This is a genomic window from Salinarchaeum chitinilyticum (genome assembly GCF_055390775.1).
On sequence record NZ_AP043888.1, the window covers coordinates 3,091,070 to 3,108,113 of the forward strand.

Below are 17,044 nucleotides of genomic sequence, written 5' to 3' on the forward strand. Positions count from 1 at the left end.
TCGTTCCGCGTCTGGCGACGGGGCCAGAACTCCACGAAGAAACGCGAATTCCGTTGTTAGCGGTTTTCTGCGGGCGGTTTTCGACGTTTGACTCACCATAGTTTATTATCATTGATGTTCAGGATATATCATCCTATGGTGGATCTCGAGGCGGAACGCGAACTCTCCGACGAGGTAACGACGATGAACACGCTTCCGGAGATGCTGGAAGCGACGGTCGAGCGCTTTCCCGACGAGCCCGCACAGGGGTACAGAGGTGGCATTCGGGACCGTTCGCTGGCTCCGGACGCGATTCCGGTCGCCGACGAGGGCGACTACGAGACGATCACGTATCGCGAGATGCAGACCGTCGTCAGATCGCTCGCGGCCGGATTCCGATCGCTCGGTCTGGAGGCGGGCGACCGCGTCGGCATCTTCGCGGACACGTGCCTCGAGTGGGCGCAGTCGGACTTCGCGATCATGGCGGCCGGTGGCGTCGTGACGACGGTGTACAAGAGTTCGTCAGCCGACCAGGTCCAGTACCTGCTCGACGATCCCGGCGCCGTCGGCGTCGTCGTGGAGAACGGAGCCCTGGCCGAGCGAGTCCTCGAGGTGGCCGACGATCTCGCACTGGAGTGGATCGTCTCGATCGATTCGCTCGCCGACGAGTTCGACGAGGCAGCCGTGGACGTCCACACCCTCGGCGAGATCTACGAACGGGGGAGTGAGCAGTTCGACGCCGGCACCTACGAGTCCTGGCTCGCCGCCCGCGACCCGGACGACCTCGCGAGCCTCGTCTACACGTCCGGAACGACGGGCCAGCCGAAGGGCGTCCGGCTCACCCATCGGAACTTCCGCGCGAACGTCAATCAGGTCCACCGCCGGCACGGCAACCGACCCGACAAACACCCCAGCGTACCCGCCATCGACGAGTCGACGCGGACCGTCTCCTACCTCCCACTCGCGCACGTGTTCGAGCGACTCGCCGGTCACTTCGGAATCTTCGCCGTCGGCGGCACCGTCTGTTACGCCGAGAGCCCGGACACGCTCCAGGACGACTTCGCGCTGTTCGAGCCCACGAGCGCGACCAGCGTCCCCCGCGTCTACGAGAAGATGTACGATGCGATCCGGGAGCAGGCCTCCGAATCCGCGACGAAGGAACGGATCTTCGACTGGGCCACCGACGTCGCCCGGGAGTACCACCAGGCGGACCAGCCCGGGGCCGGAACGAAAGTCCGGTACTGGCTCGCGGACAAACTGGTGTTCTCCGACGTCAGGGACGCTCTCGGCGGGAACGTCGAGATGCTCGTCAGCGGTGGCGGGACGCTCTCCGCGGAGCTCTGCACGCTCTACCACGGCATGGGGCTCCCGATCTTCGAGGGGTACGGGCTGACAGAAGCCGCACCGGTCGTCACGTCCAACCCCGCCGACGAGGTGAAGATCGGAACGATCGGACCGCCGGTCGTCGATATGGACGTGAAGATCGACAGCTCGGTCGTCCTGCAGGACGAGGTCACGGACGTCTTTGGCGAGACCGGCGAGCTCCTTATCAAGGGGCCGAACGTGACGGACGGCTACTGGAACATGCCGGACGCCACGGAGGCGGCCTTCACCGAGGACGGCTACTTCCGCACCGGTGACATCGTCACGAAGCGACCGGACGGCTACTTCACGTTCCACGAGCGCAACAAGCAGCTGCTCGTGCTCCGAACCGGCAAGAACGTCGCGCCGGCCCCGATCGAGGACGCGTTCGTCGACAGCGACGTCGTCGAGCAGGTGATCGTCGTCGGCGACGACCGCAAGTACGTCGGTGCGATCGTCGTGCCGAACGTCGAGGGGCTCCGCCGGTGGGCGGACAGGAACGACGTCGACCTCCCGAACGATCCGGCGGCAATCTGCGATCTCTCGGTCGTGCGCGACCGGATCGAGACCGAGATCGACCGGATCAACGAGCGGTTCGAACCCCACGAGCAGATCGGCGACTTCCGGCTCGTCCCCGCGGAGTTCACGGAGGAGAACGGGCTGTTGACGCCCACGCTCAAGAAGCGCCGGTCCGAGATCGTCGATCGGTACGACGACCTGATCGAGGACATCTACGCCGAGGAGGAGACTGCCACGTCCGCGCCGCGGACCGACTGAACAGTACCAGCGGGACGTGCCTCGAGCTATCTGTGGGGACCCCAGCTGTCGTAGACGTTCGGACTGCCCAGCCGCGCACAATCGCGTTCGCGACGTCGCCGACCGGCCGCGTGGAAATTCCGGCGGATCGAACGGGACGACCCGGGGTGCGACTCAGTCGTCGTCGGCGACCTCGCTACCGACTTGCGCCTGTTGAGACGCTGTTGAGCCGTCGACGTCGAACGTCGCCAGGTTGCTCGAGAGCCGGCGGGCCCGCTTGGCGAGTTCGTCGATCTCGCCGGTCAGGTCCGTGAGGTTCGCCGTCTGCTCCTCGGCAGCCGCCGCGACAGTCTCGGCTTCGGTCGACGTCCGCTCGGCGATTCCCGTCGCCTTCTCGACTTCCGCGACGACCTCCTCGGTGGACGCGGCCTGCTCCTCGGTCGCAGCAGAGATCTCCTGGACGCCCGTGTTCGTCTCCTGGGCGTAGTCGGCGATCTCGTCGAGCATGTCGGCGGCCTCGCGGACGCTCCGGGCGTTCGTAGCGACCCGCTCCTTCGTCTCGCGTACCTCCGCCGCGGTCCGGTCTGTCTCCTCGCGGATGCGATCGAGGCGCTCCTCGACGTCCTCGGCGGCCGTCTTGGTCTCCGAGGCGAGCTCCTTCACCTCCTGGGCGACCACGGCGAACCCCTCTCCCTCCTCGTCGCCGCCACCGCGCGAGGCCTCGATGTTCGCGTTCAGTGCGATCATGTTCGTCTGTTCGGCCACGTCGGTGATGAACTCGATCAGCTCGTCGATCTCCGCCATCTCCGCCTCGAGGTCCTCGATGGCGTCGACGGCGTCCTCCGACTCGGCCTCGATCCGTTCCATCCCTTCCACGGCCGCCGTGGCAGCCGCGCGTCCCGACTGCCCGGCGTCGGCGGTCTGCTCGGCGACGTCCGCTACCTGATTCGTCGTCGCCGCGATCTCCTCGGTGGACGTCGAGAGGCTTTCCATCTCCGCGCTCACCGACTGGAGGCTCTCGAACTGCCGGTCGGCACCGACCGAAATTGCCTGGATGGACTCGGTCACCTGTTCGCTCGCGGTCTTGACCTCGGTCGCGGATTCGGCGGCCGCCTCGCTCGCGTCGTCGACTGCCGCGGCGAACGACTCCGTCTCGGCGACGGTCGCCTCGATCTCCTCGAGCATCTCGTTGCAGGACCTGGCGACGGCCGCCATCGCTTCGTTGCGACTCTCGGGGTCGAGCCGCTTCGTGAGGTCGCCGTCGGCGACGGTCACCATCGTCGCATGGTACTCGTCGGCCTTCCGCTCGAGGTGGTCCGAGAGCGACTCGACTCGCTCGCGGGCTGCCTGTGCGTCCTCGCGAGCCGACTCGACCTCGTCGATGCGCTGCTTCAGCGACGACCGCATCCGGTCGAACCCCCGGCCGAGGTCGCCCAGCTCGTCGGCGCGGTCGGTCGGTACGTCGGCGTCGAGGTTGCCCGCTTCGAGTTCCGCGGCGGCCTCGGAGAGCTCCCGGACGGATCGCACCGTGTTCCGGCCGATCGTGAGTCCCAGCAACGCGACGCTCAGGAACACCACTGCGACCATCGCGAGCATCTGCTTCGAGATCGACTGCTGGAGCGCGTACGCCTCGCTCCTCGGGACGCGCGTCGACACCGTCCAGCCGTTGGCTCCGGCCGTCGCGTAGCCGACCGCAACCGACCCGTTCGACGAGCCGGTGCTGGAGACGAACCCCTGGGACCCGTTCAGCGAGAGCCCGTCGTTCGCCAGCAGGCCGCGGTCGTCCGTCGCCATGACGACGGTCCCGTCCCCGTCCGTCACGACGGTCCGGCCCCCGTTCGAGCTCCGGAGCACGTCCGCCGAGAGCGACTGGAGGCTCGCGACCACGACGACCGCGCCGGTCTCCGAGCCGCGCGTCTCGGTCACGAACGCGGTCAGTGGGGACCCCGATTCGCTGACGCGGAAGGTGTCGGAGGTCCTGACCTGCCCCGTCTCGTCGCCTGTCAGCCCCGAAACGCGCTCGGTCACCTGGGGCTTGAGCTGGTCGCCTCCCTGGACGACTGAGCGGTCGCCCGCCTGGAGCCGTATCTCACCGGACTCCTCGTGGACGTAGTACGCACCGATGACGTGCTGGTTCCGGTCGACGGTCCCGGTCAGCAACGATTGGATGCGCCCGTAGGAGTCGTCGCGGCCGCTGATCGTCGAGATCGTCGTTCCGAGCGAACGCGTGTTCCCGCTCGTCGAGGTCGTCCAGTCGTCGAGTTGTGAGGCCTGGAGCTCGGCCGTCGTGGTCAGCTCCTCTTTCGTCTCCCCGCGCAGTTCTTCTCCCGCGTTGACGTAGACGTACGCTCCCAGCGATCCCGTGATCACTGTCACGACGACGAGTGCAGCGAGGAACTTCCTCCCGTAACTAGCTCGCAATCGCTTCGGTAACAGCGCCCGTGTGAGCGAACCCATCGGATACGTCCTCACCAATCACACACCTATACTTTTATGAAAATTTATAATTACGCCTATCGTACACATGGCACCGCTATGTGGCGCAATCTCGTGACTTGTTCGCGTACAGGCGGTTCGGAGGTGGTACGTACTCCCCGGTCGTCTGAATGGCCTCGAATGGCCTCGAACGTGCTACCGAACTGGCAATCCGACGTTCCTTGCGCCCTTCCCTCGATGCGGTCCGGGAGTGAGGAACCCTTAGGTGGCAGACGGTCACACTTGTTCACATGGATCCACTGTCCGACGATGTCGCGCGCTACCTTCGTGCGGTTGGCCCCCAGCCCGACGATATTCTCGAAGAGATGGACGCCTACGCCGAGGAGCACGGCTTCCCACACGTCGGCCCCGCGCTGGGCGGCTGGCTCCAGCTACTCGCCCGCATGGTCGACGCCGAGCGCGTCTTCGAGTTCGGTTCGGGCTACGGCTACTCCGCGTACTGGTTCGCCCGCGCGCTCCCCGCGGACGGCGAGATCGTCTGCACCGAGATCGACGAGGACGAGATTGCGATGGGCCGGGAGTTTCTGGCCCGTGGCGGCTTCGAGGACGTGGTCAGTTACGAGCACGGCGACGCCGTGGAGATCGTCGAGGCGTACGACGGCCCCTTCGACGTGGTGTTGATCGATCACCAGAAGCACCGCTACGCCGACGCATTCGAGGCAGTCCGGGAGAAGGTCGCCCCTGGCGGGATCGTCGTCGCGGATAACGTGATGACCGGCGGGACGATCGAGTTCGAGGCGCTGCTTCGTGCATGGCACGACGACGAGCCGCTTGCCAGTGACGACGAGATGACGACGGGCATCGACGAGTACCTCCACGCCGTCCGCGACGATCCCGAGTTCGAGACGACGATCCTCCCGATCGGCTCCGGGCTCGCGGTGAGTCACCGGGAGTCCTGAGCAGACGGCGCTCGATGACGTCGCCGGCTCCCTCGGTCGGGTCGATCCGGTGGCGCTGACCGCGACGAACAGCCTTTTCTCGCCCACCGATCGACTGCCACGCATGCCGCCGGCCATCGAGACCGAGCGCCTGGTGAAGGAGTACGGGGACCTGCGGGCGCTCGACGAAGTCTCCCTGCGGGTCGAGGACGGCGAGTTCTTCGGCCTGCTGGGCCCCAACGGCGCCGGCAAGACGACGTTCATCTCCATTCTGGTCGGGCTGGTCCGCCTGAGCGGCGGCTCTGCCAGGGTCTTTGGCCACGACGTCGTCGACGACTATCGCGAAGCGCGGGACGCCATCGGGATCGCGCCCCAGGAGTTCAACGTCGACCGGTTCTTCCCGATCGAGGAGGTGCTGATGCACAAGGCCGGCTACCACGGCATTCCCCACGACGAGGCGAAAGAGCGGGCCCACGAGGTGCTTCGGACGGTCGGCATCTACGAGAAGCGCGAGCAGCGATTCGACTGGCTCTCCGGCGGGATGAAGCGCCGGCTCCTCCTCGCTCGCGCGCTCGTGACCGATCCCGACCTGCTGATTCTCGACGAGCCGACCGCCGGCGTTGACGTCGAGCTCCGGCACGACCTCTGGGAGATCATCACGCAGCTGAACGAGAACGGGACGACCGTCCTGCTCACGACCCACTACATCGAGGAGGCCGAACGGCTCTGTGATCGCGTCGCGATCCTCGACCACGGCGAGGTCGTCACCGTCGAGACGCCGGCGGATCTCATGGACCGCGGCACTGATACGATCTACGTGACGCTCGACGCCGACCTCGACGCGCCGCCGACGCTGGACGACTACGTCCTCGATTCCTGGATGGATGCCGGCCGCGTCGCGGTCCAGGTCGAAGACGGCGGTGGGACCGCGCCGCGGCTCCTCCGCGATCTCGACGCCGCCGGCCACGAGGTCGTCGACCTCGAGATTGCCAGGACGTCGTTGGAGGACATCTTCGTCGATCTCACGGAGCAATCTGGAGGTGGGCTCTGATGTGGACCGTCGGCGGTCGGACGCTGTTCAAACGCGAGGTCCAGCGGTTCGTCCGGCGACCCAAGAACACGTTCATGCCGCCGGCGATCACGAACGTGCTCTACTTCGCGGTATTCGGGATCGTCCTCGGCGGCCGCATCGACGAAATCGCCGGCTTCCCCTACGTCCTGTTCATCCTCCCGGGGTTGATCGTCCTCGGCGCAGTCTCGAACGCCTTCGAGAACGCCGCCTTCTCGATCTTCCACGGCCGCTGGAACGAGTACATCGAGGAGCCGCTCACCTCGCCGCTGTCCTACACCGAGATCGTCGCCGCGTACGTCGGCGCGAGCGCGCTTCGCGGGCTGCTCGTCGGCGTCATCATCGGCGCGGTCGGTCGGATCTTCACGCCGATCGGCATCAGGCACGCGCTCGTCCTCGCCGTGACGATGGTCGTGGTCTGCGTGCTCTTCGCGGGGCTCGGGCTCATCGGCGGGCTCTACGCCCGTGACTTCGACGATCTCACGGTGATGAACCAGTTCATCCTCCGGCCGCTGGTGTTCTTCGGCGCGGTCTTCTACTCGCTCGACGTGCTTCCCGCGACCTGGCGGACAGTCTCCCTGCTCAATCCGATGGTCTACATGGTGGACACGATCCGCTACGGCCTGCTGGGCTACTCGGATCTGACGCCCGCGGTGTCGGTCGGCGTGTTGGTGGGGGCGACGGTCGCGGTGCTCGTCCTCGACGTCTGGCTGGTGAAACGGGGCGTCGGGCTGACGGATTGACTCCCCGACCCACCTGCTCGCTCTGGCCGACGATCGACGCGCCGGATACTTGCCAGCCGAGCCCGTTGCTCGCACATGGAGCTTCTCGAGGAGTCCGTCGTCCCGGAGGACGCCCGTCCCGTCAAGCAGGAGGCCCGCGAGTTCGCCGCCGAGCATATCCAGCCGAACGCCGAGGAGTGCTTCCGCGAGGCGGAGTACCCCTGGGAGATCCTCGAAGCCGCTCGCGACGCGAATCTGATCGCTCAGGACATTCCCGAGGCGTACGGTGGTCGCGGGCTCTCGCTCACGGAGGTCCTCGCGATCGCCGAGGAGTTCTTCCGCGCGGACGCAGGCATCGCGCTCACCCTCCAGCTGGCGAGCTTCGGTGCGGAGCTCGTCACCGAGTACGGGAGCGAGGAACAGAAAGAGGCGTACCTTCGGCCCGTCGCAGAGGGCGAACAGCTCACCGGGCTTGCAGTCTCCGAGCCCGAAACCGGGAGCGACCTCGCCGGGATGTCGACCCGCGCAGAACTTGAGGAGGGTTCCGGACCGAACGGCGAGGACGAGTACGTCCTCGACGGCGAGAAGTACTGGATCGGCAACGGCGTCGAGGCCGACTGGCTCACGGTCTACGCCCGGACCGGCGACGACGAGACGAATCGGTACGGGAACCACACCTGTTTCATCGTTCCGACGGACGCCGACGGCTACCACGCCGAACACATCCCCGAGAAGATGGGGATGCGTGCCTCGAAGCAGGCCCACGTCGTCTTCGACGACTGCCGGATCCCCGCCGAGAACGTGATCGGGACCGAGGGCGCGGGGTTCTGGATGCTCGCCGAGTTCTTCAACCACGGCCGGATCGTCGTCGCGGGGCACGGCCTCGGCCTCGCCGCTGCCGCCTTCGAGGAGGCGTGGTCGTTCACGCACGACCGCGAGGAGTTCGGTCGGACGATCAGCGACTTCCAGGCGGTCCAGCACGGGCTCGCCGACATGCGCATGGACTTCGAGAGCGCTCGTGCGCTGACCTGGCGTGCGGCGAAGAAGGTCGAGGCCGGCGAGGAGCCGGGCTTCTGGGCGGCGATGGCCAAGACAGTCGCGACGGAGGCGGCCACCGACTGTGCAGAGCAGGGCATGCAGTTCCACGGCGGCCGTTCGATCCTCACCGACCGTCGCATCGCCAGGGTGTACCGGGACGTCCGGATCCCGGTCATCTACGAGGGCGCCAACGAAATCCAGCGCAACCTCGTCTACCGACAGTCCGGGGATTGAACGGAGCGACGACCGGATCGCGGGATCGCGGTTCGAGGTCGTGGGAGCGCCGATCGAGGTCGCGGAATCGCCGATCGAGGGGGTGGGAGCGTCGATCGAGGTCGTGCGGCGTTCGCCGGTCACTCGATGACTGGAGATTCCATCAGGTGGCAAGAAGCATTAAAGTCGGCGGCGTCGTATGGCTCTCGAAGTGTCCGCATTCGTGGGGAGCATGGGCGTACTGGAGGTGACGACGCTGTGACGAGTCGCGTCCTGTGTCTGAGTGACGACGAGTCCTTCGCGTCGCTGGTGAGCGCGCCGCTCGAGTACTCCTATCCGCAAGTGAGCGTCCTCAGCGTCGCCGACGTCACAGACGGCGTCGACGTCATCCAGGACGAGGACGTCGACGCGGTGGTGACGGATGCGCAGACGGTTGCGAATGCACCCACGCTGCTCGCAGCCGTCCGCGATCGCCGGCCGGAGCTCTCCTTGCTCGTTCTCTCGACCCAGGCGGTGGCGAACGACCGACTGACCGCCGTCGCGGAAGTCGTCGACGTTCTCGACGACGCTGGAACGAGCGAGGACGGCGCGCTCGCCGACTGGGTCGCGAACTCCGTCGTCGGGGACGGCTCCACAGCGGCCGGCGGGAGCGCCAACAGGTTCGGTGCGTCGGCCGCTCCTGTCGGGGTCCACTCTCCCCACATCGAGACGACGATCTCAGCGATCAAACGCGATCTCGTCGACGCGACGCGTCCGGGGGACGTCGAGGCTGCGCTCTGTGAACAGCTCGTTCTCGACGACCGGTACGAGTTCGCGTGGATCGGCGAGTTCGATCGCGGGGAGGGGCAGGTCGTTCCGTGGGGCACCGCGACGTCGGGGGAGGACTGGCCTCGGTCACGGACGTTTCCTGCAGGTGACGACGCCGCGGGGGTCCTCGCGAAGGTTCTCGGCGATCGGACGCCGGTGTTCGCCGAGGACGTCGAGGAGTACGACGCCTTCGTTCCGTGGCGAGCGGAGGCACTCGCGCGGGACTGTCGTGCACTGTCGTTCGTTCCGCTGCAGACCGACGACGAGCTGTTCGGCGTGCTCGGCGTCTACTCGACCGATCCCGATGGGTTCGATCCGACCGAACGGACGGCCCTCCTGGACGTCGCCGAAACGACCGCACGGGTGCTCGAAGGGATGGCCATTCGCGGCCGTATCGACCAGCAGGAACGCATCCTCCGTCGCCACGAGCGCCTCGTCGAGACGGTCGGGGACGGGATGTACGCCCTCGACGCCGACGGTCACTTCATGACCGTCAACGACGCCCTCTGTTCGATGACGGGGTACGCGAGAGAGGGACTGCTCGGCGAGCACATCGAGATGATACTCGGGCCCGACAGCAGCGAGTCCTGGCACGCGGCCGTCGAGTCACTCCACGATGCCGCTGGCAGCTCGCAATCCCTGGAGCTCACCGTTCATCCGAAGACGGGCGATCCCTTCCCCTGTGAGAACAAGGTAGGGCTCCTTCCGAGTGACGAGGACGGCCAGTCTCGTGGAACGGTCGGCGTGCTACGAGATATCACGGACCGCAAAGAACGCGAACGGGAACTCCAGCGACAGAACGAACGACTGGACGCGTTCGCCTCGATCGTTTCCCACGATCTCCGGAACCCACTCAGCGTCGCCCAGGGGTATCTCGAACTCGTCGAGGAGTCTGCCGACGACGATGCGCCGATCGAGCGGGTGGACGACGCGCTCACGCGGATGAACGAGATGATCGACGACGTCCTCGAACTCGCACGTAGCGGTCGGTCCGCAACGGAGACAGGGCCCGTCCACCTCGGGAGCATCGTCGAGGCGGCGTGGTCGAACGTCGAGACTGGCGACGCGACGCTCTCCGTCGATGCGGACGTACAGATCAGTGCCGACCAGTCCCGGCTCCTCCGATTGCTCGAGAACCTCTTCCGGAATGCGATCGAACACGGCATCGACGAGTCCGCCGAGCAGCGTTCCGAACCACTTTCAGTTACGGTCGGCGTGCTGGAAGGACCGGACGCTGCAACCCTCGGGTTCTTCGTCGAAGACGACGGGAGTGGCATTCCGCCCGCGGTTCGCGAGAACGTCTTCGAGTCTCGGTTTACGACCTCCTCGGAGGGGAACGGAATCGGTCTGTGGGTCGTGAGCGAAGTCGCACACGCACACGACTGGGCGCCGACGGCGACCGTCGGCACGGATGGCGGAGCTCGCTTCGAGTTTACTGGCGTCGATCGGGCCGAGTAAAGGGGGAGGAGTTGCTCCGGTTTGTCCGCTGCCCTATATTTCGTCCCAGTACTCCGGTTCGTTTCCGTCGCGCCACTTGATCGTGCAGCCACGCGACGGCTCGGCGTTGATGTCGATGGGCTTGCTCGCGAGGACAGCGTCGATCGCCTCGCGAACGTGGAACCTGCTCGCCTCGTCGTCGGGATCGAGGGCGTCGTCGAGCTGGCCGTGATAGGCGAGTTCGAACCCGTCGTCGTTGGCGAACAGGAACGGATCGGGAGTGCACACTGCTCCGTAGGCTGCTGCCACCGACTGTGACTCGTCGAAGAGGTACGCGTCGTAGGCGATCTCCCCGCGTTCGACGGCATCGACCATGGAGTCGTAGGAGTCCTCGGGGTACGCCTCGGGGTCGTTCGCGTTGATCCCCACCACCGCCACGTCGTTGTACTCGTCGGCAATTCGATTGAGTAGCGGGTGTTTCGCCTGCGCGTACGGGCAGTGGTTGCAGGTGAACACGATGAGCAACGCGGTGGCGTCGTCGAAGGACGCCAGCGAGTAGGTCGCTCCGTCGGTCCCTCGGAGTTCGAAGGCTGGTGCGGCGTCACCGATCTCGAGTCTGTCGACTGACTCTCCGGCCATGATCGAGGGATCGGCGGCGTCGCCCAAAACGATTGCGTCGGTGAGCACGATCAAATTGCGGCCTGGCGATCGCAGTTTCCGCTCTCGTACCCCGAATTTCGGTTCGTTCGTGGTCTGTTTGGACCAAACCAGTTTGATATAGCGCTATACCATTTACGTGGCGGCGGTTCGCCATTGTATTTGTTGCATTATATGTTTCTGTTGTGGTACTTTTGCCGGATAGTCGGCGATTCGAGCCGTCGACGATCACTAAGGAGCCGGCCTCGTCTCGGGGAGTCAGATCCGACACCCGGGATCGACCGTCGAACACCCGGGATCGGCCGCCGAGCACAGGGGTTAAACCGCATCCACCCGGAGCGTTCGTATGGTCGAGAACGTCCTCTGGCCGGCGTACTTCGACGCCACGCTCTCTCGGTCGAACGGCCGCCGGGTTCCCGGTGATCTGGCCGTCGACGAGCCGACCGTCGAAGAGATCGCCGAAGCCGTCGGTCAGGTCGGGTACGACGCCACCGTCGAACGTGACGTCGCATATCCCCGAGAGCACCACACGGCTCGGGGACGAGTCGTCGTCCACGACGCTACCGACACTGGAAAGTCGGACCTGATCCAGGCAGTCGGCGCCTACGTCACCGCCCTGCGGAACTGAACTCCCCGGTATCGACGCCGCGTTCACACTGGCCGTCGAAACGCCCACAACCCACTATGGAACGACTTGGAACGACGAACCGAATCGCGCAGGGACTCGCGATCGTCAGGGTCGACGACGTCCCGGACATCGGGACGGAGGTCGTCGACGACCAGCTCGAAACGGTTGGCACCGTCGTCGACGTGTTCGGCCCCGTCGCAGCGCCCTTCGCGACCGTCTCACCGGCCGAGTCCCGGCAGTTGCCGTCGCTCCTCGGCGAACCACTATACGTTCGGTGACGCGCTGATCGTTCTTCGACGTCCGATTATGATCCCGAGTTAGCTGCCTTTTCCTCGGTCGACTCCAACGCCGGCATCGTGCTCGGCCGTCCGCCGGAAGCGTAACGGGCAAGGGGCGACCAGCCGACCGTCCGGTATGGACGACCGTACGCGATCGCTCACGGCGGTCGCAGGGACGATCGGCCTCTTCCTCTGCATTCAAATCGGTGCTCTCGCCCTCCTCGATCCCTACGTCGCAGCGGGTGCCCAGCCCGTCGACGACCCGTCGAACGCGGGGAACGTGGCGTACTTCTTCGGCGTCATTCTGGTCGCGACGGCGGGGATGCTGGCCGCGATCAAGTTCGGTCTCGAGCGCATCATTCGGGGCTTCGTCCTGCTGTCCTGTGGCTGGATCTGCTGGCTGGTGCTCGACACAATCCTCGCGTCCGCTACACCCGGGAATCTTGCCGGTGGAACAGCTGGGACGGTGCTCGAGACGCTGGTGTTCGTGCTTCCTTTCGCCGCCGCAGGCGTGCTCGTGGCGTCGCTGTTCGTCCACCCGGAGTGGTACGTCATCGACGCTGCCGGGGTCGTTCTCGGCGCGGGCGCAGCAGGGCTCTTCGGACTCGCCTTCACGCCGGAGCTGACGATCGCGTTCCTGGTTCTGCTGGCCGTCTACGACGCGATCAGCGTCTACGGAACCGAGCACATGCTCGCGCTCGCCGAGGGCGTGACGGACCTCAATCTCCCCGTCCTGCTGGTGGTGCCGACCACGCGTTCGTTCTCCTTGCTGTCCGACGACGGCCCGTCTGCACTCGATTCGGAGGAAGCTTCGCCGGATCAGACCGACGATGGCGACGACGCCGGTGGCTCCAGTCAGGAAGCCCGAGACGCAACCTCGAGTGGAGGTGAGCGGGCGGCGAACCCCGACGGAGAAGCGGCTGGATCTACGGACGCAGAAGCCGACGAATCCACTCGCGACGCCATCTACATCGGGCTCGGCGACGCCGTCATGCCGACGATTCTGGTCGTCAGCGCGGCCTACTTCCTCCGGGATACGGCGCCGTTGTTCGACGTTCCGCTGCTCGCGATCAATCTCCCGGCACTTACGGCGCTCCTGGGGACCTTGATCGGCCTTGGATTCCTGCTCCGGATGGTCCTAAAGGGTCGTCCACACGCCGGTCTGCCAATGCTCAACGGCGGCGCGATCGGCGGCTATCTCGTCGGAGCACTCGCGAGCGGTGTGGGGCTCCTCGAGGCACTTGGCCTTCCGCTGTGAACGCCTTTATCGCCCGGTGAGCGACTCACTCGCAGCCGAGAGTTCGATCTCCGTGCCCAGCGTCTGTTCTCGTGCTCGCTCGTAGAGCAAGTTGGCGCCAGCGACGGTCTCGATACCCGTCCCACCGCTGTCGAAGACGGTGATCTGTTCGTCGTTCGTCCGCCCATCCGCCCTTCCCGCCACGATCGCACCGAGTTCGGCGTGTACGTGCGATTCCTCGACGACGCCGGCCTCCTGTGCGTGGAGGAAGGATCCGGCGTCCTGGCTCACGCGTTCTTCGAGGTCCGGCACGTACCGCGACCGTGCGATCGTCTCGTGGTCCAGCTCCCGCTTCTCGGGATGGTACTGTCCCATCGCAGTGACGTGCGTGCCCGGAGCGAGTCGCTCGCCGTCGAAGACGGGATCGCTCGCGTTCGTGGCCGTGACGACGACGTCCGCGCCCTCGACCGCGTCAGCGCTGTCTGCGACGGCGCTCACGGCCGCCTCGAGTCGCTCGTCGAACTCCTCGGCGAACGCCACGCGGTGGGCTTCCGTCGGCGAGAAGACCCGGACCTCGGTGACGTCGCGAACGGTATCGATGGCCCGGAGCTGGCCGCGTGCCTGTGCGCCCGAACCGATCACGCCGACGATCTCGGCGTCGTCTCGTGCCAGCTCGTCGACGGCGAGCGCCCCCGTAGCGCCCGTCTTGAACGGGTTCATCCATGCACCGTCGAGAATCGCCAGCGGGGCACCGGTCTCGGCGTCGAACAGCGGCGTCACGAACCAGGCGTCCGCTTCGCCGAACCCCGCGGAGTAGGTGTAGCCGCCCATGACGCCGGTTTCGGGGAGGATCGCAGTGTAGCCCGTGAGCATTCCGGGTGGGTCTGCGGACCCGAGCGTCGTCCGTGGCTTCGCCGGCGCGCCGTTGCCACGCTGGCGGTAGCCCTCGCGAACGGCGTCGACGAACGCCGCTGGACCTGCCAGTCCTTCGAGGTCGTCGCTGGAGAGGAACACTGGCTGCATACGGGTACGGAGGGACCGGAGGAGGAAAGACCTGTTTAGTCGGCCTGTACCGACGCGCCGGCGGCATCGGGCGAACCGGATTGTGCGTCGTTCGCTGGGGTCCCGGTCGTCGAGGCAACGGGGCCCTTGACGAAGATCGCGTGTCCGATCATCCCGACGGACGCGACGCCAGCGACGGAGACGGCGATCGGCTGTGGCACGCCAGCGACCAGGAGCGCGCCGCCGATTCCGAGCAGTGCGACCGGAATGAGTGCGAGAACGGCGTCGTAGTATCCAGTCATAGTATGTATGCTAATAGCACGACATATATCATAAGTGTTGCCCCAGTATGCGAGGAGTATTTCACTGATGACTCCTTCAAACTGAAGCTACAACATCCTCATAACTTATGTATAATATTATCTTATCTTCCTCTATCGGCCGTAGAGTGACTCTCCGGCACGCTCGTAGCGATCCTGGGTCTCAACTGAACTCACCACCTTCGTCGCCACGAACACGTTTTCAGAACCGCCGGCCTGCTTCGATCCCTACGGGAGTGGGGCGTTCAACGACGGCGTTAGGATTCGCTTCGACCCCCCTGTCTCCTCTCTCCCGCTTCTCTCCTGCATCTCCAGTATTTCTCTCTCTCCCGCTTCTCTCCCACTGCTCGTTCTCATTGGCATTCTCGATTACGAACGTCCCGATGCCAATCACAGTCCGTCGAGCCGCTCGGTGCACGGTCATCGCCCGTGGTACGGAATGACATGAAAATCGGAGCGCAAACAGGTGACTCACTCCCAGAGGGGACAATCCCGAGAATATATTGGAACGTGGGATGTGTGCACGGATCCTTCCTAATCTATAGACAACCTGTCATAATGGGTCGAATGTGGGCCAGAACCACCGAAAATAGGGTGTCACATACGACGATAAGGACTCTTATCTGCGATAGTGGGGATAGATTGATGTGGGTGGCCCGTAAGCCTCAGTTCATGGCCGATCGATCCGCGACCGAGCGGGACGCCGAACGCACGTCCGTGCGAACGTACGTTCCGGTCTACCAGAAGGAGGCCTGGGCCGAACACGCGGAGGAACTCGAGATGAGCCTCAGCGAGTACGTTCGCTCGATGGTGCAGGCCGGGAAGCGTGGCTTCGAGGGGATCGAGCACAGCCCGTCTGAGCCGAGTATCGAGGAACCCGGTTCTGGCGACGCTACCCCTGGGGGTGAGGGCCTCGAAAGCACCGTCCTCGAAGCGCTGGCTGATGGCCCCCTCGAGTTCGACGAACTGGTCGAGGTCGTGGCCGACGATTTCCGTCGCGACGTCGACGCGGCGCTGGATCGACTCGAAGAACGGGAGCTGGTCGAGCACGATCGGCTTGACGGCGGGTACCGGGTGACCGACGATGGCTAGAACCGTCACGTCCGAGTCGGCGACCGGCGACCCGATCGCACACTTCCTCGAGGAACAGCGGTACCACGGGAAGAGCCAGCGGACCCTCGACGCCTACGAGCGGGTCCTGCGGCGTTTCGAGACGTTCCTCGCCGACCCCGAGCGCGTTCCCGGTGATACGACCGTTCCGGAAGGAGCGACGCGCAGGGAGTGTATGGCCTGGATCCACGAGCTCCGTGGGTCGTACGCCCGAAGTACGATCGCCTCCTACGCGGCCTACGTCCACCGGTTCTACGCTTACATGGTTCGGGTCGAGGAATTCGATGCCAATCCGATGGCGCTCGTTCGCGAGGAGATGGACGAGCGGATCGAGAAGAACCCGACGCGACGCGATCTGAGCGTCCCGGACGTCCGTGCGTTCGTGGCTTCGATCGACCATCCGCTACACCGTGCAGTCGTCGTCACGCTCCTGAAAACCGGCATCAGAGTCGGCGAACTCTGCAATCTCGACATCCGCGACTGTTCGCTCGAGGGCGATATCCGGGCGGATGCCGCTGTCCGCCCCCGTGCAGCCCTGGACAACCGTCCGAACGCGCTCTACGTCGCTGCCGGAACGGAACTCTCCGACGATCGCTCGGCGGCGAACAAGCGCCAGCGCTCGACGATCGTCCCGATCGACGACGAGCTCGCCCGCGAACTCACTCGATGGCTCGCGGTGCGACCGGATTCCAGGGCGGAGCCTGCGCCGCTCTTCCGGTCCACCGACGGCGACTGGGGCGCCCGGCTCGAACCCCACTCCGTACGTCGAATCGTCCGGTCCTACGCCGAGGATGCGGGGTGGTACGAGGCGGGCGCTGGGGCGGGGGAGAACGTCACGCCCCACTACTTTCGACACTTCTTCACGACCCATCTCCGGGACCGAACCGGGGATCGCGGCGTCGTCAAGTACCTCCGCGGGGACGTCGCCGAGGACATCATCGACACGTACACGCACAACTGGGGCGGCCGGGTTCGCGACGTGTACGAGGCGAACGTCTACTCGCTCACGAACTCCGCGTAACGACCTCGCTTCGCGTTTTGCTTCGCCGTAGTCC

General features: G+C 65.5%; 14 protein-coding genes and 1 pseudogene. 11 read left to right on the top strand and 4 right to left on the bottom strand.

Annotated features, from left to right (window positions below):
- The first annotated feature begins 135 nt into the window (after positions 1-135).
- A complete protein-coding gene (locus tag ACZ5KP_RS15060; protein ID WP_460918711.1) occupies positions 136-2,118 on the top strand; it encodes an AMP-dependent synthetase/ligase in 1,983 nt (660 codons plus the stop codon).
- A gap of 153 nt (positions 2,119-2,271) precedes the next feature.
- Here ACZ5KP_RS15060 and ACZ5KP_RS15065 read toward each other — a convergent pair whose 3' ends face one another.
- Positions 2,272-4,554, bottom strand: coding sequence for a methyl-accepting chemotaxis protein (locus ACZ5KP_RS15065; RefSeq protein ID WP_460918712.1), 2,283 nt, complete (start codon positions 4,552-4,554; stop codon positions 2,272-2,274).
- 269 nt (positions 4,555-4,823) lie between these two features.
- Here ACZ5KP_RS15065 and ACZ5KP_RS15070 point away from each other — a divergent pair, with 269 nt between their 5' ends.
- The 5 genes and pseudogenes from ACZ5KP_RS15070 (at position 4,824) to ACZ5KP_RS15090 (ending at position 10,778) form a co-directional block, all read left to right on the top strand.
- Positions 4,824-5,492 carry an O-methyltransferase gene (locus tag ACZ5KP_RS15070; protein ID WP_460918713.1) on the top strand — a complete coding sequence of 223 codons (669 nt, stop codon included), beginning with the start codon at positions 4,824-4,826 and terminating at the stop codon, positions 5,490-5,492.
- A 103-nt stretch (positions 5,493-5,595) separates the two neighbouring features.
- Positions 5,596-6,498: pseudogene (locus tag ACZ5KP_RS15075) on the top strand (ABC transporter ATP-binding protein); the annotation flags it as partial.
- Positions 6,499-6,521: 23 nt separating this feature from the next.
- On the top strand, positions 6,522-7,283 hold the full coding sequence (locus ACZ5KP_RS15080) for an ABC transporter permease (protein WP_460918714.1): 762 nt from the start codon (positions 6,522-6,524) through the stop codon (positions 7,281-7,283).
- A 75-nt stretch (positions 7,284-7,358) separates the two neighbouring features.
- Positions 7,359-8,534 (top strand): acyl-CoA dehydrogenase family protein, encoded by a 1,176-nt coding sequence (locus ACZ5KP_RS15085; protein ID WP_460918715.1) that lies wholly within the window; start codon positions 7,359-7,361, stop codon positions 8,532-8,534.
- Positions 8,535-8,771: 237 nt separating this feature from the next.
- Positions 8,772-10,778: a PAS domain S-box protein gene (locus ACZ5KP_RS15090; protein ID WP_460918716.1), complete on the top strand. Its 2,007-nt coding sequence runs from the start codon at positions 8,772-8,774 to the stop codon at positions 10,776-10,778.
- Between the two features lie 33 nt (positions 10,779-10,811).
- Here ACZ5KP_RS15090 and ACZ5KP_RS15095 read toward each other — a convergent pair whose 3' ends face one another.
- Positions 10,812-11,396: a thioredoxin family protein gene (locus tag ACZ5KP_RS15095; RefSeq protein ID WP_460918717.1), complete on the bottom strand. Its 585-nt coding sequence runs from the start codon at positions 11,394-11,396 to the stop codon at positions 10,812-10,814.
- A 364-nt stretch (positions 11,397-11,760) separates the two neighbouring features.
- On the opposite strand from ACZ5KP_RS15095, the gene srp19 reads away from it, so the two are divergent.
- The 3 genes from srp19 (at position 11,761) to ACZ5KP_RS15110 (ending at position 13,578) form a co-directional block, all read left to right on the top strand.
- Entirely contained in the window at positions 11,761-12,042 is a 282-nt protein-coding gene (gene srp19 / locus ACZ5KP_RS15100; protein WP_460918718.1) for a signal recognition particle subunit SRP19, read from the top strand.
- Positions 12,043-12,098: 56 nt separating this feature from the next.
- Entirely contained in the window at positions 12,099-12,320 is a 222-nt protein-coding gene (locus ACZ5KP_RS15105; protein WP_460918719.1) for an H/ACA ribonucleoprotein complex subunit GAR1, read from the top strand.
- Between the two features lie 136 nt (positions 12,321-12,456).
- Positions 12,457-13,578 (top strand): presenilin family intramembrane aspartyl protease PSH, encoded by a 1,122-nt coding sequence (locus tag ACZ5KP_RS15110; protein WP_460918720.1) that lies wholly within the window; start codon positions 12,457-12,459, stop codon positions 13,576-13,578.
- A 6-nt stretch (positions 13,579-13,584) separates the two neighbouring features.
- Here the strand turns inward: ACZ5KP_RS15110 and ACZ5KP_RS15115 are convergent, their stop codons facing one another.
- Both ACZ5KP_RS15115 and ACZ5KP_RS15120 read right to left on the bottom strand, forming a co-directional pair.
- Positions 13,585-14,580, bottom strand: a complete 996-nt coding sequence (locus ACZ5KP_RS15115; RefSeq protein WP_460918721.1) for an ornithine cyclodeaminase family protein — start codon at positions 14,578-14,580, stop codon at positions 13,585-13,587.
- A 35-nt stretch (positions 14,581-14,615) separates the two neighbouring features.
- Positions 14,616-14,861 (bottom strand): DUF8015 family protein, encoded by a 246-nt coding sequence (locus ACZ5KP_RS15120; RefSeq protein WP_460918722.1) that lies wholly within the window; start codon positions 14,859-14,861, stop codon positions 14,616-14,618.
- 690 nt (positions 14,862-15,551) lie between these two features.
- Here ACZ5KP_RS15120 and ACZ5KP_RS15125 point away from each other — a divergent pair.
- The gene (locus tag ACZ5KP_RS15125) at positions 15,552-15,971 is read left to right on the top strand and encodes a DUF5805 domain-containing protein (protein ID WP_460918723.1); all 420 of its coding nucleotides are present in this window, start codon (positions 15,552-15,554) and stop codon (positions 15,969-15,971) included.
- Positions 15,964-17,010, top strand: coding sequence for a tyrosine-type recombinase/integrase (locus tag ACZ5KP_RS15130; protein WP_460918724.1), 1,047 nt, complete (start codon positions 15,964-15,966; stop codon positions 17,008-17,010). Before ACZ5KP_RS15125 ends, ACZ5KP_RS15130 begins: the two co-directional genes overlap by 8 nt.
- The last annotated feature ends 34 nt before the right edge of the window (positions 17,011-17,044 follow it).

Coding starts and splice junctions, on each gene's coding strand:
- ACZ5KP_RS15060 (WP_460918711.1), top strand. CDS start 136: ATGGTGGATCTCGAGGCGGAACGCGAACTCTCCGACGAGGTAACGACG.
- ACZ5KP_RS15065 (WP_460918712.1), bottom strand. CDS start 4,554: ATGGGTTCGCTCACACGGGCGCTGTTACCGAAGCGATTGCGAGCTAGT.
- ACZ5KP_RS15070 (WP_460918713.1), top strand. CDS start 4,824: ATGGATCCACTGTCCGACGATGTCGCGCGCTACCTTCGTGCGGTTGGC.
- ACZ5KP_RS15080 (WP_460918714.1), top strand. CDS start 6,522: ATGTGGACCGTCGGCGGTCGGACGCTGTTCAAACGCGAGGTCCAGCGG.
- ACZ5KP_RS15085 (WP_460918715.1), top strand. CDS start 7,359: ATGGAGCTTCTCGAGGAGTCCGTCGTCCCGGAGGACGCCCGTCCCGTC.
- ACZ5KP_RS15095 (WP_460918717.1), bottom strand. CDS start 11,396: ATGGCCGGAGAGTCAGTCGACAGACTCGAGATCGGTGACGCCGCACCA.
- srp19 (WP_460918718.1), top strand. CDS start 11,761: ATGGTCGAGAACGTCCTCTGGCCGGCGTACTTCGACGCCACGCTCTCT.
- ACZ5KP_RS15105 (WP_460918719.1), top strand. CDS start 12,099: ATGGAACGACTTGGAACGACGAACCGAATCGCGCAGGGACTCGCGATC.
- ACZ5KP_RS15110 (WP_460918720.1), top strand. CDS start 12,457: ATGGACGACCGTACGCGATCGCTCACGGCGGTCGCAGGGACGATCGGC.
- ACZ5KP_RS15115 (WP_460918721.1), bottom strand. CDS start 14,580: ATGCAGCCAGTGTTCCTCTCCAGCGACGACCTCGAAGGACTGGCAGGT.
- ACZ5KP_RS15120 (WP_460918722.1), bottom strand. CDS start 14,861: ATGACTGGATACTACGACGCCGTTCTCGCACTCATTCCGGTCGCACTG.
- ACZ5KP_RS15125 (WP_460918723.1), top strand. CDS start 15,552: ATGGCCGATCGATCCGCGACCGAGCGGGACGCCGAACGCACGTCCGTG.
- ACZ5KP_RS15130 (WP_460918724.1), top strand. CDS start 15,964: ATGGCTAGAACCGTCACGTCCGAGTCGGCGACCGGCGACCCGATCGCA.